The sequence below is a fragment of the Erythrobacter sp. 3-20A1M genome, from assembly GCF_018636735.1.
Taxonomy (GTDB): Bacteria; Pseudomonadota; Alphaproteobacteria; order Sphingomonadales; family Sphingomonadaceae; genus Alteriqipengyuania.
Genome location: NZ_CP045200.1, coordinates 347,798 through 370,078, shown reverse-complemented (window position 1 = coordinate 370,078; position 22,281 = coordinate 347,798). Strand labels below are relative to the sequence as shown.

Annotated in this window: 24 protein-coding genes; 9 read left to right on the top strand and 15 right to left on the bottom strand. The window is 65.5% G+C overall.

Translation table 11 applies throughout. The features are described from left to right. Positions 1-19: 19 nt before the first annotated feature. Positions 20-1,054 (bottom strand): PhoH family protein, encoded by a 1,035-nt coding sequence (locus tag F7D01_RS01810; protein ID WP_215228575.1) that lies wholly within the window; start codon positions 1,052-1,054, stop codon positions 20-22. A gap of 157 nt (positions 1,055-1,211) precedes the next feature. Between F7D01_RS01810 and F7D01_RS01805 the strand changes: the two genes are divergently transcribed. Continuing rightward, positions 1,212-1,763 carry a hypothetical protein gene (locus tag F7D01_RS01805; RefSeq protein ID WP_215228574.1) on the top strand — a complete coding sequence of 184 codons (552 nt, stop codon included), beginning with the start codon at positions 1,212-1,214 and terminating at the stop codon, positions 1,761-1,763. Between the two features lie 103 nt (positions 1,764-1,866). On the opposite strand, the gene F7D01_RS01800 is transcribed toward F7D01_RS01805, so the two are convergent. The 10 genes from F7D01_RS01800 to F7D01_RS01755 all read right to left on the bottom strand — a co-directional run bounded on the left by F7D01_RS01800 (position 1,867) and on the right by F7D01_RS01755 (position 9,099). Beyond that, positions 1,867-2,688 carry a PEPxxWA-CTERM sorting domain-containing protein gene (locus F7D01_RS01800; RefSeq protein WP_215228573.1) on the bottom strand — a complete coding sequence of 274 codons (822 nt, stop codon included), beginning with the start codon at positions 2,686-2,688 and terminating at the stop codon, positions 1,867-1,869. A gap of 26 nt (positions 2,689-2,714) precedes the next feature. Beyond that, the gene (locus F7D01_RS01795) at positions 2,715-3,404 is read right to left on the bottom strand and encodes a PEPxxWA-CTERM sorting domain-containing protein (protein WP_215228572.1); all 690 of its coding nucleotides are present in this window, start codon (positions 3,402-3,404) and stop codon (positions 2,715-2,717) included. A 113-nt stretch (positions 3,405-3,517) separates the two neighbouring features. Next, positions 3,518-4,861: a tRNA (N6-isopentenyl adenosine(37)-C2)-methylthiotransferase MiaB gene (gene miaB / locus F7D01_RS01790; protein WP_215228571.1), complete on the bottom strand. Its 1,344-nt coding sequence runs from the start codon at positions 4,859-4,861 to the stop codon at positions 3,518-3,520. A 50-nt stretch (positions 4,862-4,911) separates the two neighbouring features. Next, complete coding sequence (locus tag F7D01_RS01785; protein ID WP_215228570.1) at positions 4,912-5,664, bottom strand: lysophospholipid acyltransferase family protein; 753 nt, start codon at positions 5,662-5,664, stop codon at positions 4,912-4,914. Continuing rightward, on the bottom strand, positions 5,664-6,101 hold the full coding sequence (locus F7D01_RS01780) for a Fur family transcriptional regulator (RefSeq protein WP_215228569.1): 438 nt from the start codon (positions 6,099-6,101) through the stop codon (positions 5,664-5,666). Before F7D01_RS01780 ends, F7D01_RS01785 begins: the two co-directional genes overlap by 1 nt. 104 nt (positions 6,102-6,205) lie before the next feature. Continuing rightward, positions 6,206-6,649 (bottom strand): MucR family transcriptional regulator, encoded by a 444-nt coding sequence (locus F7D01_RS01775; protein WP_215228568.1) that lies wholly within the window; start codon positions 6,647-6,649, stop codon positions 6,206-6,208. Between the two features lie 112 nt (positions 6,650-6,761). Continuing rightward, positions 6,762-7,238, bottom strand: a complete 477-nt coding sequence (locus F7D01_RS01770) for a GNAT family N-acetyltransferase (protein ID WP_215228567.1) — start codon at positions 7,236-7,238, stop codon at positions 6,762-6,764. After that, complete coding sequence (gene tsaB / locus F7D01_RS01765; protein ID WP_215228566.1) at positions 7,235-7,864, bottom strand: tRNA (adenosine(37)-N6)-threonylcarbamoyltransferase complex dimerization subunit type 1 TsaB; 630 nt, start codon at positions 7,862-7,864, stop codon at positions 7,235-7,237. Before tsaB ends, F7D01_RS01770 begins: the two co-directional genes overlap by 4 nt. A gap of 16 nt (positions 7,865-7,880) precedes the next feature. Continuing rightward, a complete protein-coding gene (locus tag F7D01_RS01760) occupies positions 7,881-8,489 on the bottom strand; it encodes a malonic semialdehyde reductase (RefSeq protein WP_215228565.1) in 609 nt (202 codons plus the stop codon). A gap of 31 nt (positions 8,490-8,520) precedes the next feature. Beyond that, positions 8,521-9,099 carry a NifU family protein gene (locus F7D01_RS01755; RefSeq protein WP_215228564.1) on the bottom strand — a complete coding sequence of 193 codons (579 nt, stop codon included), beginning with the start codon at positions 9,097-9,099 and terminating at the stop codon, positions 8,521-8,523. A gap of 80 nt (positions 9,100-9,179) precedes the next feature. Here F7D01_RS01755 and F7D01_RS15450 point away from each other — a divergent pair, with 80 nt between their 5' ends. From F7D01_RS15450 to F7D01_RS01720, 8 genes are all read left to right on the top strand, one after another. Next, entirely contained in the window at positions 9,180-9,920 is a 741-nt protein-coding gene (locus F7D01_RS15450; protein ID WP_371819651.1) for an insulinase family protein, read from the top strand. Then, positions 9,809-12,163, top strand: coding sequence for a M16 family metallopeptidase (locus F7D01_RS01750; RefSeq protein WP_371819649.1), 2,355 nt, complete (start codon positions 9,809-9,811; stop codon positions 12,161-12,163). The genes F7D01_RS15450 and F7D01_RS01750 overlap by 112 nt, the downstream gene beginning before the upstream one ends. A gap of 101 nt (positions 12,164-12,264) precedes the next feature. Beyond that, complete coding sequence (locus F7D01_RS01745) at positions 12,265-13,638, top strand: class II 3-deoxy-7-phosphoheptulonate synthase (protein WP_215228563.1); 1,374 nt, start codon at positions 12,265-12,267, stop codon at positions 13,636-13,638. Between the two features lie 388 nt (positions 13,639-14,026). Beyond that, positions 14,027-15,292 carry an ergothioneine biosynthesis protein EgtB gene (gene egtB / locus F7D01_RS01740; protein ID WP_215228562.1) on the top strand — a complete coding sequence of 422 codons (1,266 nt, stop codon included), beginning with the start codon at positions 14,027-14,029 and terminating at the stop codon, positions 15,290-15,292. After that, on the top strand, positions 15,292-16,278 hold the full coding sequence (egtD, locus tag F7D01_RS01735; protein WP_215228561.1) for an L-histidine N(alpha)-methyltransferase: 987 nt from the start codon (positions 15,292-15,294) through the stop codon (positions 16,276-16,278). The genes egtB and egtD overlap by 1 nt, the downstream gene beginning before the upstream one ends. A gap of 29 nt (positions 16,279-16,307) precedes the next feature. Continuing rightward, complete coding sequence (locus F7D01_RS01730; RefSeq protein WP_215228560.1) at positions 16,308-17,018, top strand: TIGR02281 family clan AA aspartic protease; 711 nt, start codon at positions 16,308-16,310, stop codon at positions 17,016-17,018. A 116-nt stretch (positions 17,019-17,134) separates the two neighbouring features. Further along, the gene (locus F7D01_RS01725; protein WP_215228559.1) at positions 17,135-17,818 is read left to right on the top strand and encodes a Fe2+-dependent dioxygenase; all 684 of its coding nucleotides are present in this window, start codon (positions 17,135-17,137) and stop codon (positions 17,816-17,818) included. Between the two features lie 112 nt (positions 17,819-17,930). Continuing rightward, the gene (locus F7D01_RS01720; RefSeq protein WP_251566980.1) at positions 17,931-20,087 is read left to right on the top strand and encodes a TonB-dependent siderophore receptor; all 2,157 of its coding nucleotides are present in this window, start codon (positions 17,931-17,933) and stop codon (positions 20,085-20,087) included. On the opposite strand, the gene F7D01_RS01715 is transcribed toward F7D01_RS01720, so the two are convergent. From F7D01_RS01715 to F7D01_RS01700, 4 genes are read right to left on the bottom strand one after another with little or no spacing between them, the layout of a single operon-like run. Next, positions 20,081-20,389 (bottom strand): hypothetical protein, encoded by a 309-nt coding sequence (locus F7D01_RS01715; RefSeq protein WP_215228558.1) that lies wholly within the window; start codon positions 20,387-20,389, stop codon positions 20,081-20,083. The two genes, F7D01_RS01720 and F7D01_RS01715, sit on opposite strands and share 7 nt — an antisense overlap. Then, positions 20,386-21,396: a response regulator gene (locus F7D01_RS01710; protein WP_215228557.1), complete on the bottom strand. Its 1,011-nt coding sequence runs from the start codon at positions 21,394-21,396 to the stop codon at positions 20,386-20,388. Before F7D01_RS01710 ends, F7D01_RS01715 begins: the two co-directional genes overlap by 4 nt. 35 nt (positions 21,397-21,431) lie before the next feature. After that, a complete protein-coding gene (locus tag F7D01_RS01705; protein WP_215228556.1) occupies positions 21,432-21,872 on the bottom strand; it encodes a chemotaxis protein CheW in 441 nt (146 codons plus the stop codon). A gap of 27 nt (positions 21,873-21,899) precedes the next feature. Then, positions 21,900-22,274, bottom strand: coding sequence for a response regulator (locus F7D01_RS01700; RefSeq protein ID WP_215228555.1), 375 nt, complete (start codon positions 22,272-22,274; stop codon positions 21,900-21,902). Positions 22,275-22,281 lie beyond the last annotated feature (7 nt).

Sequence of the window (22,281 nt, the reverse complement as noted above, 5' to 3'; positions counted from 1 at the left end):
GGCCATGCGCTGGCCGCGATCAGTCCTTGCCCTCGTAAGCCTCCACGATCCGACCCACGATGGGGTGGCGCACCACGTCCGCGGCGGTGAAGCGGATGGTACCGAAGCCCTCCACGCCTTCCAGCTTCTCCACCGCATCGGCGAGCCCGCTCATCCGGTCGCCGCCCGGGATGTCGACCTGGCGCGGGTCGCCTGCGACCACCATGCGGCTGTTCTGTCCAAAGCGGGTGAGGAACATCTTCATCTGTTCGCGCGTGGTGTTCTGCGCCTCGTCCAGGATCACGAACGCATCCGCCAGCGTGCGCCCGCGCATGAAGGCGATGGGCGCGATCTCTATTACCCCGCTGGCAATATGGCGTTCGACCTGCTCGGGTGGCATGCAATCGTACAGCGCGTCGTAGAGCGGGCGCAGGAAGGGATCGACCTTCTCCTTCATGTCGCCGGGCAGGAAGCCGATCTTCTCGCCCGCCTCCACTGCGGGGCGCGACAGGATCAGACGCTGCACGCTGCCGGTGATCAACTGGCTGACCGCCTGCGCCACCGCGAGATAGGTCTTGCCCGTGCCCGCCGGCCCCAGCGCGAAGACGATGTCGTCGCGCGCAAGGCTGCGCATATAGGTGCTTTGCCGGGCGCTGCGCGGAACGATGGTCTTGCGCCGGGTACGGATCATGATCGGCGGGCCGCCTTCCGCGTCATCCGCGTCGATGATGCCGTCGAAGGTCGGCTCGTCCGCCATGGCGATCAGCGATTCGATCGCGCCCTGATCGAGCTCGCGGCCGAGCGCCAGCTCGTCGTACATCTTCTGGATGACCGTGCGCGCGCGCGCGACATTGTCTTCCGGCCCCTCTATTTGGACGGTCTGCCCGCGCGCCGAAATGAACACCCCCATGCGGTTTTCCACCTGGACGAGGTTCGCGTCGAACTGGCCGAACAGCGGGATCAGCAAGCTCTGGTTTTCAAAGCTCATCTCGGCCCGCGCGCGGCGATGTTCGCGCTGGGGAGCGGGGGGAGGGGAAATGGCCGGAATGCCGGCGCTGGTAGGTCTGCGGCCCATCTGGTCCTTTCGCTTACGACTCGGGAAGATAGGGCGTGGACGGCGTGGGGCAAGTTTGTGGTGGTCGCGTGGCTGGGGAAAGTCACGCAAATGCCACATGATACCGGGAACTGCCCCCGCGGCTCGGACGCTATGGCGCCATCAGCCGGAGTTTCCCATGCGTCTTTTTGTGATCATGTGCCTGCCTCTCGTGGCGGGGGCCTGCGCCACCGCCTCTGCCGAGGCCGATCTGCCCGCCGCCACGATTTCCGCTAGCGAAGCCGCATCGGACACGGAGGAGGTTGGCGATAGCGAGCTTCGGACGGGCGCTCTCGCCTGGGTGGCGGAGAATTACGGCGACGGGGTCGGAACCACTTACGGGGAAATCGATCTTGACGGCGATGGTACGATGGAGGCGCTGGTCTATCTCGACGGACCAACGGTCTGCGGCAGCGGCGGCTGCAACCTGGTGGTGTTGCGCCGCGCCTCCAGCGGTTTTCAGGTGCTCGGCCGCACCACGGTGACCCGTCTGCCGCTGGGTGTGCTGGATTCCAGTACCGGGACCATGCGCGATCTGTGGGTCACGGTCGGGGGCGGGGGCCTGCCCACCGGCTATCGCAAGCTGACGTGGCAAGGCACCGCCTACCCCTCCAACCCGACGGTCGCTCCGGCGGAGACGATCGATCAGATGGGGGAGACTATCATCGCGGCGGACAAGCCTGCGGGTTAACCCAGCTCGATCGAACGCTGCAGGTTGGACGCCGCAAGGGGAAAGCGAAAGGCCGCACCCTTTCGGATGCGGCCTCGCGGTTTATCACTTTAGCGACTGCGTGTCATGCCAAAGCGAGGCGGGCGAACCCGCGATTGCGCCGGCGCAGGGCGCCGCCCGCGAAGCCGAAGCCGAGGATCATCAGCGCCCAGGTGGCGGGTTCGGGAACCCCGCCCGCCGCGGCAAGGCCCGCGGTGAGGGAGAAGTTATCGACGCCCAGCCCATGGTCGCTGCCCGACGAGTTCTGGTCCACCCAGCGGAAGCCGAAGCTGCTGCCGCTGCCGATATTGAGGCCGCTCGCCGATCCGTTCAGCGAGACGCGGTTGGCGGCCAGGTTGCCGTTGAGCGCGGTGTTGCCGGCAAGCACCAGCGGGTTGAAGATCAGCGACGAGATGGTGGTCCAGGTGCCATTGTCGACCTGAGTCGCATCGAGCGAGTACTGGAAGGTCAGCCCATCGTCGTTCGAATTGCCGGCACGCCATTGTTCTCCGTCGTAGGAGAAGGTGAGGTCGGAAATCGTCGCGTCGAGGCCATTGGTGAAGATGCCGCCGAAATAGGTCGGGGCGACGCTGCCGCTGCCGAGGCTGCCCAGCGCACGATCGGACGAACCGTTGGCGCCGAAGCTGTAGACATCGCCCGCGTTGGACGTGCCCGAGCCGGCTTCGTAGCGACCATTTGCAGAGCTGCCGGTCCCTTTCTCGACGATCTGGAAGCCTGCGGGCAGGTTGCTGTTGTTGTCGCCCGACCGTGCCAGCGAATCGAAGTTCTGCGTGTAGGTCGTGTTGGTCAGGGTGTAGCTGGGGGCGGCGGTGCGCCCTTCGGCCAGCGCCGTGCCGGGAACGGAAGCGAGGATCGCGATTGCGGCTATCGAAGTGATGCGTTTCATCTTGGTATCCTTCTTTGGTGGTTCGGTCAGGCGGGATTGAAGGCGAGGGAGCGGCTACCGCGCTTGCGCAGGGAACCGCCGACGGCGGCGAAACCCAGGATCATCAGCGCCCAGGTCGCGGGTTCGGGAACGGCACCCGCCGCGTTGACTTCGCCGGTGTAGCGGAACACGGCGTCGCAATTGTTCGAGGCGCCCGCGCAGTTGGAGTAGGTCGTGCCGGTGCTCAGCAGCTTGCCGCCGGCATATACGTCACCGCTCTTCAGGCCGGGAGGCGAGTAGCTGTAGCCCGGCCCCACCTGCAGGCCCGCGCGCGAAGAGGTCGCGGTCAGCACGGCCGTGTAGATCGAGTTCATCGTGACGGGCAGGTCGGGCAGCGCGATGTCCACCCAGGCGAGATCGCCCCGCTGGGCGATGGTGGACGGCAGCGTGAAAACCTGCGTGAACAGGGCGGAGCCGGTCAGCGTTTCGCCTGCCAGCAGACGGAAGGTCAGCGGCGTGTTGGGTGAGCTCGCATTCAGCGTGCCGAAGCGGAAGCCGAAGGAACTCAGCGTGTCGGTGGTCGCCGTGAAGCTTTGCCCGATCGGGTCGTAGGCGGAAACGGTAACCATGCGGTCAGCGGTAGCGGGTGCGACCTCCACCGTTTCCGCTGCCTGCGCGGCGAAGGGAGCGGCGATTGCGATGGCGGCGGCGGTGGCCAGGCGTAGGGCTTTGAGCATTGCGAATCCTTTGTCGATGGGGACAAGGATTTGTTAAGGATATCGCGTGGCACCGCGGCGTCGGTTTTATGGCTTTCCCGCGACAGTCGATGACTGTTCCGCGTCTTGGCGAGCTACGCGGCGATGGCTGCGCGCGGCGCGCCCCGCATCGAATTCGGTCCAGCCTCGGCCAGTTCGACCTCAACCAGGTCGCCGATCGCGCAATCGCCTTCGAACCATACCGACTGCAGCCAGGGCGACTTGCCGAGCCATTGGCCGGGGCGCTTGCCGCGCCGCTCGATCAGAACCTCGCACGTGCGCCCGACCGAGTTCCGGTTGAAGGCGAACTGATCCCGGTTGATCGCCGCCTGCAGGCGCTGCAGGCGATCGTCCATGATGTCCGGCGCGACCTGCCCGTCCATCGTCGCGGCAGGCGTGCCGGGGCGCGGCGAATATTTGAAGCTGAACGCCTGCGCATATCCCACGGCATCGACCAGGGCCAATGTCTGTTCGAATTCACTTTCGGTCTCGCCCGGAAAGCCGACGATGAAATCGCCCGACAGCGCGAGGTCGGGGCGGGCGGCGCGAAAGCGATCGAGCAGTTTCAAATAACTTTCGACCGTGTGGCTGCGGTTCATCGCCTTCAGCACCCGGTCGCTGCCCGCCTGTACCGGCAGATGGAGGAACGGCATCAGCTTGTCGACCTCGCCATGGGCGGCGATGATGTCCTCGTCCATGTCGGCGGGGTGGCTGGTGGTGTAGCGGATCCGCGCCAGCCCATCGATCCGTGCCAGCGCGCGGACGAGGCCGGCCAGCCCCTGGCGATGACCCTTTTCGTCCTCCCCCGACCACGCGGAAACATTCTGTCCCAGCAGCGTGATCTCGCGCGCCCCGGCTTCGACCAGTTTGCGCGCTTCGGTCAGCAAGTCCGCGAACGGGCGCGATATTTCCGCGCCCCTCGTGTACGGAACTACGCAATAGGTGCAGAACTTGTCGCACCCCTCCTGAATGGTGAGAAACGTTGCGGGCGGGCTCTTGCGCCGGTCCGGAAGGCTCGCGAATTTAGCGATCGCGGGCATGTCAGTATCGGTCCCGCGCTCGCCCGCCACCGCCCGGTCGAGCATGTCGGGCAGGCGGTGATAGGCTTGCGGACCGACGACCATGGAGACCGCGGGCGCGCGGGCCATGATCTCTTCCCCTTCCGCCTGGGCCACGCATCCGGCGACCGCGATCAGCGGCTTCTTCCCGCGTGCTTCGCCTGCCTTCACCAGGCGACCGATATCGGAATAGACCTTCTCCGCCGCCTTCTCGCGAATGTGGCATGTGTTCAGCACCACGAGATCGGCGTCTTCGCCTTCCGCCGCGGGGGTAATGCCGCGCGTCGCCAGCAGTTCGGCCATGCGCTCCCCGTCATAGACGTTCATCTGGCAGCCAAAGCTCTTGACCCGGTAGGTCTTTGGATTGTCGGTCGGTTTCATGACCGGCGGCGGTTAGACCAAATGGCCGGACGGCGAAAGGGGCGCAGGCGTTACAGAACCTCGGCCACCGCGCGCTCGGCAGCGGCGGCGATCGTCTTGCGGTTCGCGAGATCGGACGAAGCGAGCGGCGGGAGGAAGCGGATCGTGAGGTGGACCGGGCGCAGGCGCGCCAGGATGCGGCGGAAATTGTCCAGCCCTGGCTCCTCCCCGACCCAGGAAACCCGGGGCGCGTCGGCATAGACCAGCGCCACCGGCTGCACCGCCAGATCGGCGGGCACCGGCTCGATCGCGGCGAGAAGCGAGGATTTGAAGGGCAGGATCCGGGTGCCGTCGCAGGTCGTCCCTTCCGGGAAGAGCGTGAAGGGAGGGCGCTGCGCCAGTGCATCGCGCAGGTCGCTCGCCTGGTCGGCCACCGTCTCGCGCCGGTCGCGCGCGATGAACAGCGTCTGGTTCATGTCGCACAGCCATTTTAGGAATGGGAAGGCGGCGAGCCCATCATGCGCGACGAAGGCGGTCCCCGATGCGTTCGCCAGCGCCAGGATATCGAGCCAGCTGACATGGTTCGCCAACAGCAGCGCGCCGCGTTCGGGTCGCCCCTCGACCCGCAGGTTCAGCCCGGCCACCGCGCCTATCCCGGCTAGGAACAGGCGCGGCCAGAAACGACCGCCGATCAGCGCATGGGTGATGAGGTGAAGCGGTACGCACACCGCCAGCAACACCGCCATCGCGGCCAGCCGGATGGCGAGCAGCGCCCAGCCCAGCGGCCGGATTCGCGGCGCAGGGACGGCCTGCGCCCCGGCCATCAACCGGTCTTGTCGCCGCTATCGCGAGCGAGGCTTACGCCATATAGCTCCAGCCGGTGATCGACGAGGCGATAGCCGAGCCGTTCGGCGATCTGTTTCTGCAGCGCTTCCACCTCGGGATCGACGAATTCGACGACCTTGCCAGTCTCGACATCGATTAGGTGATCGTGATGCGCCTCGGGCGCGGGTTCGTACCGCGCGCGGCCATCGCCGAAATCGTGGCGGTCGAGCACGCCCGCCTCTTCGAACAGGCGCACGGTACGATAGACCGTGGCGATGGAGATGTTGGGATCGATCTCGCTCGCCCGGCGGTGCAGCAATTCCACATCCGGGTGATCGCTGCTTTGCGAAAGAACGCGCGCGATCACGCGGCGCTGCTCCGTTATCCGCAGACCCTTTTCCTGGCACAACTGTTCGAGATCGATGGTATGCGGCAAACAAAGCTTCCCTGAAAAACGAACGCCCCGCACCCTTACCGGGCCGGGGCTTCGTTCTCAAGCCATCACTGGCTGCGATCCGCGCGAGGGCGGCGGCAAAGCGATCAGCTCTCGGTCTTCTTCTTGCGACCGCGCTTCTGACCCGGGGTGCGGCCCAGGCCGATCTTCTTGGCCAGTTCCCGGCGCTTCTCGGCGTAGTTGGGCGCGACCATCGGATAGTCGCTGGGCAGGTTCCAGCGCGCGCGGTATTCTTCCGGGCTCATATCGTAATTGGTGCGAAGATACCGCTTCAGCATCTTGAGCTTCTTGCCGTCTTCCAGACAGATAAGGTAGTCCGGCTTGACCGAAGCGCGGACGGACACCGCGGGTTCGGGCGGTTCTTCCTGACCGTCGTCTTCGCCACCCAGCCCGGACAGTGCACCATAAACATTGGTAATCAGCGAGGGCACGTCTTCTACCGCGACATTATTGTTGCTGACATGCGCCGCAACGATGTCGGAGGTGAGAGTGATCAACGTTTCGTTAAGATCGTGATCTAATTGGTCCATCGAAATTTGACTTTCTTCTATTTTTTTCGGGTGGGGGAAGTTGAGGGTTCTCACCTAGTCACCCCTCCTCACCTATTCAACGGGTTTGCGACTATTAAGGACAGAAAATCGATCAAATCGATGGCGAGGCGATCGCCAGGCGCAAAGTAACCGCGTCCAGCACCTGGCCATTCCCGGTTCGATAATAGCCTTTACGCCGTCCGATCGGCTCGAAACCCGCCGCACGATAGAAATCGGCAGCGGGATTGTTCTCGCGCATCTCGAGGAAAAGCGATTCCGCTTCGCGGGCACGCGCCGCCGCGATTACTTGGTGCAGCACCTGGCGGCCCAGTCCGCGCCGCTGCCGGTCGGGGGTGACGGCCAGTAGCAGCACTTCCTCCTCCCCAGGGGCCGACCGGACCAGGGCGAAAGCATCCGCGCGCCTGTTCCCGTCACCATCTCCGTCCGGCAGCAAATAGTAATGTGTATGGGCGAAACGCAGCGAGTCTTCGACCTGGCGGCGCGTCCACGCTTCGCCCCAGTGCGGATCGAACGCGCGCTCCATGACTGCCATGATGCGATCGATATCGTCCTGCGGCGGAAAGGTCATGGCCGAGGGGCGGCCGGCCGCGCATCGGGCGCGCGACCGTAAATCGGCGCCACGCGATCGGTCAGGAGCATGGTGGGGAGCGCGGAGAAAGCCGAGGCGTCCGGCAATAGTGACAAGGCCGATCCCTGCCCCCGGGCAGCAACCAGCGGCTCCGCCTGCGATCCGGCGACCAGCGGCGGACGCAGCTCGCGCGCGGCGGCTTCGGGAGGAAGCGAGAGAAGATCGGTAGCGGGTAAGCCCCCGGTGTCGAATTCCTGCACGAACCACTCTCCGTGCCCGCCCGTCATCGCCACGCCGACGGGCTGATTGCCATGCTCCCGCCGCACCATTGCGGCGACGAGGGCGAGGGTGGGGAAGCCGACCACATGCGCACCCCAGGCAACACCGAGGGCGCGGCCCGTTGCGACGCCGATGCGTACGCCGGTGAAGCTGCCCGGTCCCAGCGAGATCGCGATTCGCGCCGCCTTCCCGCGTTCGGGCAGCGCGGCGATCATCGGCACGAGCTGTTCGGCGTGCCCGCGGCCAAGCACGCGATGGTCATGCGCGACCACCCGCTCGCCTTCGACCAGGGCGATCGAACACGCCTCGGTCGCGCACTCGATCACGAGGGTCCGGGGGCTCTCCATCGGCGGGTGCGGAGGTTCAGACGATGGTGTTGAAGCGCTCGAAATCGGGGCGCGGACTGCGATCGAAGATGGTCGACTTGTCGCCATAGCCGATGGAGCAGATCCAGTCGGCGCGATATTGCGGCTCGTCGGCGAAGAAATCCTCCGTCACCGCGTCCAGGTCGACGCCTGACATGGGCCCGCAATCGAGGCCCAGCGCGCGTGCCGCCAGCATCAGATAGGCCCCCTGCAACGCGGAATTGCGCTTCGCGTGCGCGATGCGGCCCTCGACGTCGCCTTCGAACCAGCTTTTGGCGTCGGTGTGGGGGAACAGCCACGGCAATTGCTCATGGAAATCGATGTCGTAACCGATGATTACGCACCACGGTGCGGTCTTGACCTTGTCCTTGTTGCCTTCCGATGCGTGGGCAGCGAGCCGGTCCTTCGCCTCGGCCGAGTGGCACCAGATGAACCGGCCGGGCTGCTGGTTCGCAGAAGTAGGCCCCATCTTCAGGAGGTCGTAGATCCGCCTGATCTGGTCTTCGCTCACTTCCTTGTCGAGCCAGCCATTATAGCTGCGCGCTTCGGTGAAGAGCTGCGCGAGCGCGGCGTCGGACAAGACGGTATCGTGGAGTTGTTCGGTCATCTGTGGGCTCCTGCGAGCGAAGGGATCAGGGTCAGGCGGCGCGCACTTCGGTGACTTCGGGCACGTAGTGCTTCAGCAGCCCTTCGATCCCGTGCTTGAGCGTGGCGGTGGAACTGGGACAGCCGGCGCACGCGCCCTGCATGCCGAGATAGACCACACCGTCGCGGAAGCCGCGATAGGAAATGTCGCCGCCATCACCCGCGACCGCGGGGCGCACGCGCGTATCGAGCAATTCGTTGATCTGCGCGACGATATCGGCATCGGCGGGATCTTCCTCGACCACCATTGCATCCTCTGCCGGGACCGAGATGCCCGCCGCGCTGCCAGCGGCGAACAGCGGCGCCTGGCTGACGAAATGGTCGAGCAGGATCGCGACCACTTGCGGTTTCAGGTCGGTCCATTCGACGCCGGGGGCCTTCGAAACCGAGATGAAGTCACCGCCGAACAGCACATTGGTCACCTCGCCGGTGTCGAACAACGCCTGGGCGAGTGGGCTCGCCTCCGCATCCTCCGGATTGGCGAATTCGCGGGTGCCCGACGGCATCACCTCGCGCTGGGGGAGGAATTTCAGCGTGGCCGGGTTGGGCGTGGTTTCGGTCTCTATGAACATGGGCCACGATGTAGGATCGCGGGTGGGGCGGGGCAAGCCATTCACTGTGCCTTCACCCCTGCACGGCCTATAGGGCGCGCATGAATCGTTTCTCGCGCGCCGCCCGGCCGTTCGCCGCCCTTGTTTCCTTCGCGTTGCTGACCGCCCCCGCCGCGGCGCAGGATGTTGCGCCGCAACCCCAGGATCTGGCGCCGCAACCCATTGCGTTGCCCGAGCCGACATCGATCCAGGGCCCCGACGAGACGCCCTGGCTGTACGAAGGCAGCGACATCCCGGTCGATCGCGAGTGGGTGTTCGGCAAGCTCGACAACGGCCTGCGCTATGCCGTGCGGCATAACGGCGTGCCGCCGGGCCAGGTCTCCATCCGCATCCGGATCGACGCCGGCTCGCTTTACGAAAAGGATAGCGAGCAGGGCTTCGCGCACCTCATCGAGCACATGACCTTCCGCCAGAGCACCTATCTCGGCTTCGGCGAGGCGATCCCGACCTGGCAGCGCCTAGGTGCGAGCTTCGGCACCGACACCAATGCGCAGACCAGCCCCACGCAGACGCTGTTCAGCCTCGACCTGCCCGACATTACGCCGACCAAGCTCGACGACAGCATGCGCTATCTTTCGGGCATGATCCGCGCCCCGTCTTCAACGACGAGACTCTGGCCGCCGATCTCCCCATCGTGCTCGCCGAAATGCGCGAGGGCGGCGGCCCGGGCATGCGCGTCGCCCTCGAATCCCGCAAGACGCTGTTCGCCGGGCAACGGCTGGCCGAACGGCTTCCGATCGGGACCTTGGACAAGCTGGAGGCGGCGACTCCCAAGGCCGTGAAGGCTTTTCACGATCGCTGGTACCGGCCTGAAAACGTCGTGATTTCGATCGCCGGCGATGTCGATCCGAAGGTCCTGGCGGCCATGATCGAGAAATATTACGGCGACTGGAAGGTGAAGGCGAAAGCGACTCCTGCGCCCGATTTCGGCGATCCGGTCGCGCCCAAAGGTGTCGATGCCGACAACCCGGTGGGTCAGGTCGCGGTCGAGGTCGAGCCCGATCTGCCGCGCAGCTTCACCTATGCCGTCCTGCGTCCGTGGCGCAAGGTGAACGATACGATCGAATACAACGAAGGGCTGATGATGGATCAGCTCGCGCAGGCACTCATCAACCGGCGGTTGGAGGCGAAGGCGCGGGCGGGCGGCAGCTTCCTCTATGCCCAGGTGCAGCAGCAGGACGTCAGCCGCAGCGTCGACGGAACCTTCGTCTCCTTCGCCCCGCTGACCGAGGACTGGCAAGCGGCGCTGACGGATGTGCGCGGCGTGATCGCCGATGCGCTCGCGACGCCACCGACGCAGGAGGAAATCGATCGCGAGGTGTCCGAACTGGAGGTCGCGTTCAAGGCCGGGGTGGCCGAGCGCGACGTGCAGGCCGGGGGCGCGCTGGCCAACAATATCGCCAGCGCGGTCGATATCCGCGAGACCACCGCATCGCCCGAGACCGTGCTGTCCGTGTTCCAGGGCATGCAGGCCAAGATCACGCCCGAGGCGATCCTGGAGCACACTCGCGCCCTGTTCGAAGGGGACGTCGTGCGCGCCGTGTATACGACGCCTGCCGCCGGAGAGGCGAGCGACGCGGCCCTGCGCACCGCGTTGCTGGCTCCGGTCGATGCGGCGAGCGACGTGCGCCTCGCAGCGCGCACCATCTCCTTCGCCGACCTGCCGCCGATCGGTACGCCGGGTACGGTCGTTTCCACCACGCCGCTGGGCGTTCTGGGGATCGACCGGGTCGAGCTTTCCAACGGGGTGACCGCGCTGCTGTGGTCCAACGATGCGGAGCCGGGCCGCGTTGCGGTCAACGTGCGCTTCGGTTCGGGCTATCGCGCCTTCGACGCGAAGGACGCACCCTATATCGCCCTGGGCGAGAGCGCGCTGATCGGCTCGGGCCTCGGCGATCTTGGTCAGGAGGACCTCGATCGTCTCTCCACCGGGCGCAAGCTCGGCTTCGATTTCGGGATCGACGATGCCAATTTCACCTTCGACGCGCAGACGCGGAAGGAGGACCTGGCCGACCAGCTCTATCTGTTCGCGGCGAAGCTGGGCATGCCGCGCTGGGACGATAACCCGGTGCTGCGCTCGCAGGCGGCGGCACGGCTGGCCTACGATACCTTCGCGACCAGCCCGGCCGGACTGATCCAGCGCGATCTGGATTATCTGCTGAGCGGCAAGGACGCGCGTTACGAGACGCAGACGCCCGAAATGATTGCGCAGACCACGCCCGAGGGCTTCCGCAAGGTGTGGGAGCCGCTGTTGAAGCAGGGCCCGATCGAGGTCTCGATCTTCGGCGATTTTGACCAGGCGAAGGCGATCGAGGCGCTGGAGAACACCTTCGGCGCGCTGCCGCCGCGAGAGCCGATTCCCGCCGATGCGTCGGCGCGGGTGCCGGGCTTCCCCGATCCCCAGCCGGTGACGGTCGAGTATCATCGCGGCGATGCCAACCAGGCGGCGGCGCTGATCGCGTGGCAGACCGGCGGCGGGATCGAGAACCTGCGGGAATCGCGCCAGCTCGAAATCCTGACGCAGCTGTTCAACAACCGCCTGCTGGAAGAGATGCGCGAACGGGCGGGGGCGAGCTATGCCCCGGTGGTGCGCAGCGACTGGCCGGTCGATGTCCCCTCCGGTGGCAATATCGCGGCCTTCGCGCAGTTGCGGCCGCAGGACGTTCCGGTCTTCTTTGCCGCCGCGCAATCGATCGCGGAGGACCTCGCCAAGAACCCGCCCTCCGCCGACGAGCTGGAGCGGGTGACCGAACCGCTTCGCCAGCAGGTCATGCGCGCATCCACCGGCAACACCTTCTGGATGTGGCAGCTGGCAGGGGCGAGCACGGACCCGCGCCGCGTCGCGCTGACCCGCAGCCTGCTGGTCGATTATTCGCAGACCACGCCGGAGCGGATGCAGGCGCTGGCGCAGAAATATCTGGGCGACCGGGCAGGTTATCGCGCGGCCTTCATCCCGGAAGGGCAGACGCTGGCGACCGCGCTGCCGACCGGCACGAAGGCGGCGGAGGCACTCTCGAGCCGCTAGAAGCGGGCGCTACTTGGGGCGGCTAAACCCAAATTAGCCTTGCCCCGCGCGCCTGTTTCCCGGCAAGGCGTGCGCTGCCCGCAGAAGGAGGCGAGCGAGAAATGGCACGCGAGTGGAAACCCGAAGGCTGGAGAGCGCACGAGGCGCGCCACCTGCCCCGTTACGAAGACCCCGCGGCGCTGACGCGCGCCGAGGAGACGCTCGCGGCCTATCCGCCCCTGGTGTTCGCGGGCGAGGCGCGGGCGCTGAAGGCCGATCTTGCCGATGTCGCGCGCGGGGAGGCGTTCCTGCTGCAGGGCGGCGACTGCGCCGAAAGCTTCGCCGAGTTCCACCCGAACAATATCCGCGACACCTTCCGCGTGATCCTGCAGATGGCGGTCGTGCTGACCTTTGCCGGCAAGCTGCCGGTGGTGAAGGTCGGGCGCATGGCGGGCCAGTTCGCGAAGCCGCGCAGTTCCGACACCGAAACGCAGGGCGATGTGACTTTGCCGAGCTATTTCGGCGACAACGTCAACGGGATCGAGTTCGACCCGGCGCAGCGCCGCAACGATCCCGAACGGATGGTGCGCGCCTATTCGCAGGCCGCGGCGACGCTCAACCTGCTGCGCGCCTTTGCCGGCGGCGGCTACGCAAACCTGCGCCAGGTCCACCAGTGGACACTCGATTTCATGGGCCGCAGCCCGTGGGCCGATCGCTTCGCGGAGACCGCCGACCGGATCACCGAAGCGCTCGATTTCATGGAAGCGTGCGGGGTCGATCCCGCCACCGTGCCGCAATTGCAGGGCACCAGCTTCTACACCAGCCACGAGGCGCTGCTGCTCCCTTACGAGCAGGCGATGACCCGGCGGGATTCGCTGACCGGCGACTGGTACGATTGCTCCGCGCATCTGCTGTGGATCGGCGACCGCACCCGGTTCGAAGGCAGCGCGCATATCGAGTTCGCACGCGGCATCGGCAATCCGCTGGGCATGAAATGCGGCCCGAGCCTGGAGCCGGACGCGCTGCTCAAGCTGCTCGACACGCTCAACCCGGGCCGCGAGGCGGGGCGCATCACGCTCATCAGCCGTTTCGGCCATGACAAGGTGGAGGCGGGGCTGCCCCGGCTGGTCCGCGCGGTGCAGCGGGAAGGGCACCCGGTGGTGTGGAGCTGCGACCCGATGCACGGCAACGTGGTCAAGTCGGAAAGCGGCTACAAGACGCGGCCCTTCGACCGCATAATGGCCGAGGTGTGCGGCTTCTTCGCCGTCCACCGGGCGGAAGGAACCCATGCGGGCGGTATCCATCTGGAAATGACCGGACAGGACGTGACCGAATGCGTCGGCGGCGCGGTGGCGATCACCGACGATGCGCTGGGCGACCGCTACCACACCCATTGCGACCCGCGCCTCAACGCTGCGCAGTCGATCGAACTGGCGTTTGCGATCGCGGACATGCTGCGGCTCGCGGCGACCGAGCAGCAGGCGGACGCGGCTTAGAGGGGTTCGGGCCCACGGTAGGGCTCGCCCTGTTAGTTCAGAAGGCCGTCATCCCGGTAAAGGCTAGGATGACGGCGCCCGTGCGTGTTGCCTATGGCCCATGGTAGGACGTCTTTGGCTGCTGGGCATAGTTTCCTACCCGACGTGAAAATGCGAGACGTGCGGGAATGCTTCGTGCCCCGCACACCCCGCGCATTCCCGTCAGAAACCACACTGTTCCCGACCCCGATTTCCGTCCCCAGGACACTGTTCCATGTGTTCCATCCTGTAGGACTTCGCCTTGAAAAGGCGCGCCGTTTCTGGAACGAAGAGGCAACTCCCGCGCTTAAGCGGGAAGGGCGGTCGTCTGTCACCGGGTGACGGATCGCCGCGACAGGGATCAGACCGCATGGCCGAACCGAAGCTCCGCACCCGTCCGCAAGACGCCTCGCTCGCCGCGCGTTTCCAGGCCACGCGCGCGCTGACCGAGGCACTGGCCGCACCGCTTTCGGAAAGCGATGCGACGATCCAGTCGATGGAGGATGCGAGCCCCGCCAAATGGCATCTCGCACACGTCACCTGGTTCTGGGAGACCTTCCTGCTGCGCGACCATCTCGATGGCTACGAATTGCACGACGAGAAATGGCCGTTCCTGTTCAACTCCTACTACGAGACAGAGGGCGAGCGCATCGCGCGCGACAGCCGGGGCATGCTGTCGCGTCCGACCGTGGGCGAGATACTCGCATGGCGGCATCACGTGACCGAAGCGATGGGCCCGCTGCTGGATCGCGAAGACCTCGCCCCGCTGATCGAACTGGGCATCGCGCACGAGCAGCAGCATCAGGAACTGCTCCAGACCGATATCAAGCACGCGCTGTTCCAGAACCCGCTCGGTCCCGGGATGTGGGACGGCACCCCCGTGAAGGCCGAGGCGCGCGACCGCGACTGGCTCGAACATCCCGGCGGCATTGCGTTGATCGGGCATGGCGATAACGGCTTCGCTTTCGACTGCGAGGGGCCGCGCCACCGGGTGCTGCTGGAACCGTTCGCGCTGGCCGACACGCTCGTCACCAATGCCGAGTGGGATGCGTTCGTCGCCGATGGCGGCTACCGGGACCATTCGCTGTGGCTGTCCGACGGCTGGTGCTGGGTTCAGGATAACGGCGTTGCCGCGCCGCTCTATTGGCGCGACGACCAGCACTTCACGCTTCAGGGCTGGCAGGCGCGCGATCCGCACGCGCCGGTCACGCATATCTCCTATTACGAGGCCGACGCCTTCGCGCAGTGGGTGGGCGCACGCCTGCCGACCGAATTCGAGTGGGAGGCGATCGCGCGCGGGCAACATGCCGAGCAAGCGCCGAGCCATGATCCGGCAGGCGGCAACCAGCTCGACGAGGCAGGCCCGGTCCATCCGAGCGGGGGCGCCAAGGGTTCGTCGGACCTGTTCGGCGATTGCTGGCAATTCACCCGCAGCGCCTATCTGCCCTATCCGCGCTTCCAGCCGGCCGAGGGTGCGGTGGGCGAATACAATGGCAAGTTCATGAGCGGCCAGTTCGTGCTGAAGGGCGCGAGCTGCGCCACGCCGCGCGCACATTCGCGCTCATCCTATCGCAATTTCTTTTACCCGCACCAGCGCTGGCAATTCACCGGCCTGCGGCTCGCCAAGGATATCTGATGACGCAAAACCGGGGGCTGGAACTCGTCGATCGCGACGAGCAGGGGGTGGACCGCGCCTTTCGCGAGGACGTGCTGGAGGGTTTGAGCGAGACGCAGAAGGCGACGCCCGCACGCTGGCTTTACGACGATGCAGGCTCCGAACTGTTCGAGGATATCACGCAGGTGGAGGAGTATTATCCGACGCGCTGCGAGACCGAGATACTGCGCGCACGCGGTGCGGAATTTGCCAGCGCCGTGGGGCCGGGCCGGGCGGTGGTCGAATTCGGTAGCGGGTCGTCGGTCAAAACGCCGCTGCTGCTCGAGGCGATCGACCCGGCGGCATACGTCCCGCTCGACATCGCAGGCGATTTCCTGCGCGCCGCGGCAGAGGATCTGGGCCGCAAGTTCCCCGACCTTCCGATCTATCCGGTGGAGGCCGACTTCATGCGCCGGGTCGAGCTGCCGGCCGAAGTGGCCGACATGCCCAAGCTGGGTTTCTTCCCCGGCTCGACCATCGGCAACATGGTGCCGCGCACGGCGGTGGACCTGCTGCGCACCATGCGCGCGACGCTAGGCGAGGGGTCGATGCTGCTGATCGGGATGGACCTGATCAAGAAACGCAAACTGCTGGAAGCCGCATACGACGATGCGGCGGGCGTCACCGCCAGCTTCAATCTCAACATGGCGCGGCGGATCAATCGCGAGTTGGGCGGGACCATCCCGGTCGAGAAGCTGCACCACGAGGCGCGGTGGAACGACGATTTCGCCCGGGTCGAAATGCATCTGGTGGCCGACGAGGACATTGCGTTCGAGGTCGCGGGGCGCAGCTTCACGATGGCGAAGGGCGAGACGATCCATACCGAGAACAGCCACAAGTTCAGCCGTCGCAGCTCCAACGCCCTGCTGCTGGCGGGAGGCTGGACGCCGGTCGGTCGCTGGCTCGACGGCAAGGACCGCTTCAGCGTCGTGCTGGCCGAAGCGACCGTGCCGCGCAACGCACCCTGAGGGCGGGTGCCACGCGGCTTGCACCGTTCATGGAATTGCTAGCCGATAGCGCCTATATCGAACGCGTGGACCCCAAGACCCTCTTCGACGCGCTGCTGAGCTACGTCGCCGACATTCCGCAGAGCGAGCTGCTGATGGCGGCACTGGCGGCCATGGTGCTGGGCTGGGTCGGAGCGATGATGGCGCGGCGGCGCATACCGCTGGGCCGCCTTGTCGGCACGGCCTCGACAGTCGTGCTGGTCGGTGTGCTGGCGCTGGTGGTGGTGCAGGTCGCGCGGATGGACCCGCGCTTCGACGTCGCGATGTCGGACCTCGGTCTGCCGGAACAGCGCGTGGAGGGGAAGGAAACGCGCGTTCCGCTGGCACCCGACGGGCATTACTGGCTTAAGGCGCGCGTGAATGGCGAGCAGGCCAATTTTCTGGTCGATACCGGCGCGACGCTGACCGCCATTTCCGCGCGCACGGCGGAGCGGGCGGGCATCGAACCGCGCCGCGACCGAATGCCGGTGATGATGACCACCGCCAATGGCACGGTCCGCGTGGGCACCACGACGATCGACGAACTGCGCTTCGGCAATGTGGCGGCGCGCGGGCTCGACGCGGTGATCGCGCCCAATCTAGGCAATACCAACGTGATCGGCATGAATTTGCTCAGTCGCCTGGCAGGCTGGCGGGTGGAGAACGGGGAGCTGATCCTGGTCCCCAATCATCCGCAACCCGAAGCGGACACGACCGAATAGAGCTCGGTCCGCATCGGCGATCCGCCTCCTGACGAGGCTGGGGCGCTATTGACAATCATTCGCAAGGGGCTCAGCGCGCGCACTTCACTGCTCGCGTGTGAAGGGGACCGACCGACATGATGCTGCGGATCGAGAATGTGCTCGACAAGGGTTCGCTGAACGCGGTCCGCCGCACGATCGACACCGGACCCTGGGTGGACGGGAACGAGACATCGGGACACCAATCGCGCACCGCCAAGCGGAACCGGCAATTGCGCCAAGGCTGCAAGGAGGCGGCCGAGGCCGGGCGCATGGTCCTCGACGCGCTCGGCAAGGCCCCCGAATTCGTCGCCGCCGCGCTGCCGTTGAAGGTCTTCCCGCCCCTGTTCAACCGCTACGCGGGTGGCGAAAATTTCGGCGCGCATGTCGACAATTCGATCCGCCAACTCGCCGGCAGCGAGTTCCGCATTCGCAGTGACCTCTCGGCGACGCTCTTCCTCGAAGAACCCGGTGCCTACGAAGGCGGCGAACTGGTGGTCGAGGATCTGTTCGGCGAGCACCGGGTGAAACTACGCGCCGGGGACATGGTCCTTTACCCCGCCTCCAGCCTCCACCGCGTCACCCCGGTGACCGAGGGGACGCGGACCGCCTGTTTTTTCTGGCTGCAAAGCATGGTCCGCGACGATGGCGAACGAGAACAACTGTACCGGCTAGATCGCAGTGTCCGGGCGCTGACCGACGAGCGCGGACCGCACGATCCCGTCGTGTTGGAACTCACCAATCTTTACCACAATCTGATGCGTCGCTGGGCCGACGCCTGACCTACGCATAGCGCGTAGGATGATATTGAGAATAACTCGCATTAGCGTTGACTCCAAGTTTTTGCGATCCTAGAGGCGCTGCCAGGGACAACGAAAACAGGGGCCAAAAATCGTGAATGCTTCCTCTCGCCACAACGTGGCTCGCGGCACCGCGCCATTTCTCGCAATCGGATGCATCGGCTTCATCGCCAGCGCCCCGGCCCAGGCCGAAGAGGCGGCGGCTCCTCCCGATACGATCGTCGTCAACGGTGCGCGCCTGGACGGGTTGGACATCGATGAGGCTACGGCGAAGGTGCTCGATACTCCGCGCACCATCAATATCGTGTCGGAAAAGACGATCGAGCAGACCGCGTCCTACTCGCTGGAGGATGCGCTCCGGACCGTGCCCGGCATCACTTTGGGTGCGGGCGAGGGCGGCACCGCAAGCGCTGACATACCCCTGATCCGCGGGATCGATGCTACCGGGGACATCTTCGTCGACGGCGCGCGCGACATCGGGACCCAGACCCGCGACACCTTCGCGGTGGAGCAAATCGAGGTCTTCAAGGGCCCGAGCGGCGCGTTCGGCGGCCGCGGCGCAGCGGCGGGCGGGATCAACCTCGTCAGCAAAATCGCGCGCGAAGGCTCCCTGGTCGCCGGAACCGCGTCGATCGGAACGGCGGACCTCTATCGCGCGACTGCAGATGTAAATCAGCAGATCGGCGATCGTCTGGCCGTGCGGGTCGCCGCCTTGTATCATCAGAGCGACGTGGCTGGGCGCGATGCGGTTCACGATGAACGATGGGGCGTGTCGCCGTCGATCGCGTTCGGGGTGGGGACGGACACCATCGCGAGCCTGACGCACTACCATTTTGAAAGCGACGGCATCCCCGATTACGGGATCCCGCTGACCTCGCGCGGTCAGTTACCCGGCGGGGTGCGTCGCCCGTCGGATGTCGATTACGACAATTTCTATGGCTTGCTCGTACGCGACTTCCAGAAGACGCGCGTCGATGCGACCACGTTCCAGTTCGACACCGCGCTGAGCACAAACTGGAACGCCAGTGCCCTGCTGCGCTACTCCAACTCGCGCAACGACTATATCGTCACCAACCCCGACGACAGCGCTGGCAACGTTGCGAACGGGTACGTCTGGCGGAACATCAAAAGCCGCAATGCGCTGACCGAATCGATGACCGCGACGGCCAATGTTTCGGGCCAGTTCGCCACCGGCGGGATCGAACACAGCCTTTCGACCGGGGTGGAATACAGCTGGGCCGATACGTTCAACCGCAACTACAGCGTCGATACCGGCAACTATCGTTTCAACGGCCCGGGAACGGGGTGCCTCGATCCTTCGGGGCTCGCCAGCTACAATTGCACCGACCTCCAGAACCCGAACCCGGCCGACCCATGGTCCGGTGCGATCACCCCTTCCACTTCGCCTTCGACCGCCGATGCAGAAGATATCAGCGTCTATGCGTTCGAGTCGATCACGCTGATGCCGCAGATCATCGTCAACGCGGGCGTGCGCTACACCGATTACCGCGCGGGTGGTGCGGGCAGCGGGCGCGGCGGACCCTATAGCGGGTCGGTTAAGACCGATTTCGTCAGCTGGCAGGCAGGCGTGATATTCAAGCCTGCGCCGTGGGCGAGTATCTACGCATCCTACGCGAATGCCAAGAACCCGCCGGGGACCGACGTGGGCGCGGGATCGGGGAACATCCCCATTCAGAACGATACCTACGCGCCGCAGGAAACCGAGAACTACGAGATCGGCGCGAAGGCCGATCTGTTCGGCGGCTCCATGCAGCTATCGGGAGCGGTGTTCCAGGTCGATCGCAACAATATCATTCAGACCGACGGGCTGGGCAATGTGACCGAGATCATCGATTCCGCACGTATTCGCGGATTCGAACTGGGGGCGACCGGCCGCGCCGGACCACTGTCCGTGTTCGGCGGCTACAGCTATATCGACAGCGAGCTACCCAACTCGCCCCGCAACAACCTGTCGCTCAACGCTTCGCTCGCGGTCACGCCGCGGTTCGAATTCGGTGGCGGCGTCTATCATCAGTCAAGTCGCTTCGCCGATACGACGCAGCTGGTGCGGGCGGAAGGCTATTGGCGGTTCGACGCCTTTGCATCCTTCGCGATGACCGATCGGATCAAGCTGCAGCTCAACGTCAAGAATGTCGGCGACGAGCGCTACGTCGTGAAGCTGCGCAATCCGCACTTCGCGGTTCCCGCGCAGGGGCGCCAGGCGATCCTTTCGCTTTCCGCGCGCTATTGATCGTCGCGCTGGCAGGCGGCGCGTAGCCGCTGAGCCATGTCCTCCAGCCCGACCTCCAGGCTGTCGCCAGCCTGGAGGTCGCTTTCCAGCACGCTAGCGACCGAGAGCTGGATTTGCGTTACCAGGTCGATCTTCTGCAGCGGTTCCATGTGCTTGCGCACGACCTCGGGATCCATCGCGAGTTCGTATGCCAGATCGTTGAGATGGCGCGCGGCAAGCCTGAGTTCCTCGGCCAGGGCGGCGGTCAGCGCCGGCCCCTGAAACGCAGGCTCGTCCTGTACGATTGCGCTGGCCCGGGTCATTTGCTGATCAGCTTGAGAAGTTCGGAGGCGAGGCTTTCGCGTGCGACCGGCTGGGATGCGTGACCGCGAGACAGGTTATATTCGCCATTCTCGTCGACTGCGATGACGTGCGATCGCGCGTCGCTTAGCACACCTGCGCCCCGCGCCGCGTCTTCGCCCAGGCTGGTTACCACGAGGCCGACTGCGCCATCGCCTGCCGCCTTCGCGGTGGAAGCGAACAGCAGCGAGATGGCAGGTCGCTGTCCGGCCACCGGATCGCGCGCGAGCAATTGCAGGCGCCCTTCCGGCCAGCCGCCGACAACGAGGTGATGCTCGGTACGCGGCGCGAAGTAGATCGTGCCACTCTCCATCGCCATGCCGTCTTCCGCAATAACGACCTTCGCGCCGAGCTGGCCGTCCAGCTTCGCCACCACGCCTTCCAGCACGTCCTGATCGACGTTCTGCAAGACGACGGCGGTGGGCGGGCAGTCGTCTCCGAAGCCGGAAAAGAGCGAGAAAAGCTCGCTGATCGAGGTCGAGTCAGCTCCGACCGCGAGCGGGCGACCGTTCCACTCAAGAGGCGGGCGGGCCGGTGCCGGCCCATCATCCTGCTTCGATAGCTTGGACAGCCGGACGGACAGTGCCCGCTTGATGCATTCGCCGACCTCGGCGATGGTTTCCTGCATCACGTCGCGCGAGCCGACCGGCTTGGGGAAGCACCCGACCGCGCCCAGCCGAAGCGCCTCGACCGTATCGGCGGCGCCTTTCGAGGTGCGGGTGGAGAACATGATGACGGGCATCGGCCGCGTGCTCATGATCTCTTCCAGATATTCGATTCCCGACATGCCCGGCATCTCCACATCGAGGGTGATTACGTCCGGACGAAGCGAAGCCGCCTGCTCGCGCGCGTCGTCGGCGCTGTCGGCTTCCCCGACGACAGAGATGTTCGGGAGTTCCTCCAGCGCGAGCGATATCATCGTGCGCATCATGCGGGAATCGTCGACGACCAGAACCTTCGTGTCGGACATGGCTAACTGCAACCTTTAGGCAAGTATGGAAGAGATCAGGCGGCTTCTGACAGCGCCTTGGGTAAACTCAGCCGCTCCAGTGCGAGAACCGAGATCACCCGGTCGTCGACGGTCGCGAGGGCTTCGAGCAGGCTCGGGGACTGCGGATCGTCGACTTCGGGCGGGGGCTGGAGGTCGTCCTGCGAGACGGACACGATATCGTTGACCGCGTCCGCCATGATGCCGTGCAATTGCTCGTTGATCGACATGACGATGATGACATGGCGCTCGCTCGGTTCGGTACGGCCCCAGCCGAGCCGCTCCCTGAGGTCGAGCACGGGCAGCACCACACCGCGCAGGTTTACCACCCCGCGAACGTGGGAATCGACATTGGGCAGGGGCGTCGCTGGCGACCACGCGCGAATCTCGCGGATGGCCATGATATCCATACCCAGCGTCTGGCCGTTGATTTGGAAGGTGATGAGTTGGCGGTTCATGGTCGGCTTCCTGCGTTATGCGAATGATCAGTGGAGAACCCGGCGGATGGCCGCCGCGAGCTTTTCCGGATGGAAGGGTTTGACGATCCAGCCGGTCGCGCCGGCGGCCCGCGCGCGCTGCTTCTTCTCGTCCGAACTTTCGGTGGTCAGCACCAGAATCGGCAGATCGCTGCGTCCCGCCGCACGAACCTGTTCGATCAGCGCGAACCCGTCGAGCCGCGGCATGTTGAGATCGGTGATCAGCAGGTCAGGCTTGAATTCGGCACCGTAGAAATCGAACTTGTCCAGCGCGCACACGCCGTCTTCCGCTTCGACCACGTCGTAGCCCATGTCGGTAAGCGCGCTGCGCAACAGCATTCGCATACTGGGCGAATCGTCCACGGTGAAAATCGTCTTGGTCACGGCTCGG

Bases quoted from the DNA above. Each gene is read 5' to 3' on its own strand.
- F7D01_RS01710 (WP_215228557.1), bottom strand. From the start codon at position 21,396: ATGTCCGACACGAAGGTTCTGGTCGTCGACGATTCCCGCATGATGCGC.
- F7D01_RS01775 (WP_215228568.1), bottom strand. From the start codon at position 6,649: ATGGACCAATTAGATCACGATCTTAACGAAACGTTGATCACTCTCACC.
- F7D01_RS01770 (WP_215228567.1), bottom strand. From the start codon at position 7,238: ATGACCTTTCCGCCGCAGGACGATATCGATCGCATCATGGCAGTCATG.
- F7D01_RS01705 (WP_215228556.1), bottom strand. From the start codon at position 21,872: ATGAACCGCCAACTCATCACCTTCCAAATCAACGGCCAGACGCTGGGT.
- F7D01_RS01750 (WP_371819649.1), top strand. From the start codon at position 9,809: ATGCGCGTCGCCCTCGAATCCCGCAAGACGCTGTTCGCCGGGCAACGG.
- F7D01_RS01805 (WP_215228574.1), top strand. From the start codon at position 1,212: ATGCGTCTTTTTGTGATCATGTGCCTGCCTCTCGTGGCGGGGGCCTGC.
- F7D01_RS01755 (WP_215228564.1), bottom strand. From the start codon at position 9,099: ATGTTCATAGAGACCGAAACCACGCCCAACCCGGCCACGCTGAAATTC.
- F7D01_RS01745 (WP_215228563.1), top strand. From the start codon at position 12,265: ATGGCACGCGAGTGGAAACCCGAAGGCTGGAGAGCGCACGAGGCGCGC.
- tsaB (WP_215228566.1), bottom strand. From the start codon at position 7,864: ATGGAGAGCCCCCGGACCCTCGTGATCGAGTGCGCGACCGAGGCGTGT.
- F7D01_RS01760 (WP_215228565.1), bottom strand. From the start codon at position 8,489: ATGACCGAACAACTCCACGATACCGTCTTGTCCGACGCCGCGCTCGCG.
- miaB (WP_215228571.1), bottom strand. From the start codon at position 4,861: ATGAAACCGACCGACAATCCAAAGACCTACCGGGTCAAGAGCTTTGGC.
- F7D01_RS01810 (WP_215228575.1), bottom strand. From the start codon at position 1,054: ATGGGCCGCAGACCTACCAGCGCCGGCATTCCGGCCATTTCCCCTCCC.
- egtD (WP_215228561.1), top strand. From the start codon at position 15,292: ATGACGCAAAACCGGGGGCTGGAACTCGTCGATCGCGACGAGCAGGGG.
- F7D01_RS01795 (WP_215228572.1), bottom strand. From the start codon at position 3,404: ATGCTCAAAGCCCTACGCCTGGCCACCGCCGCCGCCATCGCAATCGCC.
- F7D01_RS01800 (WP_215228573.1), bottom strand. From the start codon at position 2,688: ATGAAACGCATCACTTCGATAGCCGCAATCGCGATCCTCGCTTCCGTT.
- F7D01_RS01715 (WP_215228558.1), bottom strand. From the start codon at position 20,389: ATGACCCGGGCCAGCGCAATCGTACAGGACGAGCCTGCGTTTCAGGGG.
- egtB (WP_215228562.1), top strand. From the start codon at position 14,027: ATGGCCGAACCGAAGCTCCGCACCCGTCCGCAAGACGCCTCGCTCGCC.
- F7D01_RS01725 (WP_215228559.1), top strand. From the start codon at position 17,135: ATGATGCTGCGGATCGAGAATGTGCTCGACAAGGGTTCGCTGAACGCG.
- F7D01_RS01785 (WP_215228570.1), bottom strand. From the start codon at position 5,664: ATGGCCGGGGCGCAGGCCGTCCCTGCGCCGCGAATCCGGCCGCTGGGC.
- F7D01_RS15450 (WP_371819651.1), top strand. From the start codon at position 9,180: ATGAATCGTTTCTCGCGCGCCGCCCGGCCGTTCGCCGCCCTTGTTTCC.
- F7D01_RS01730 (WP_215228560.1), top strand. From the start codon at position 16,308: ATGGAATTGCTAGCCGATAGCGCCTATATCGAACGCGTGGACCCCAAG.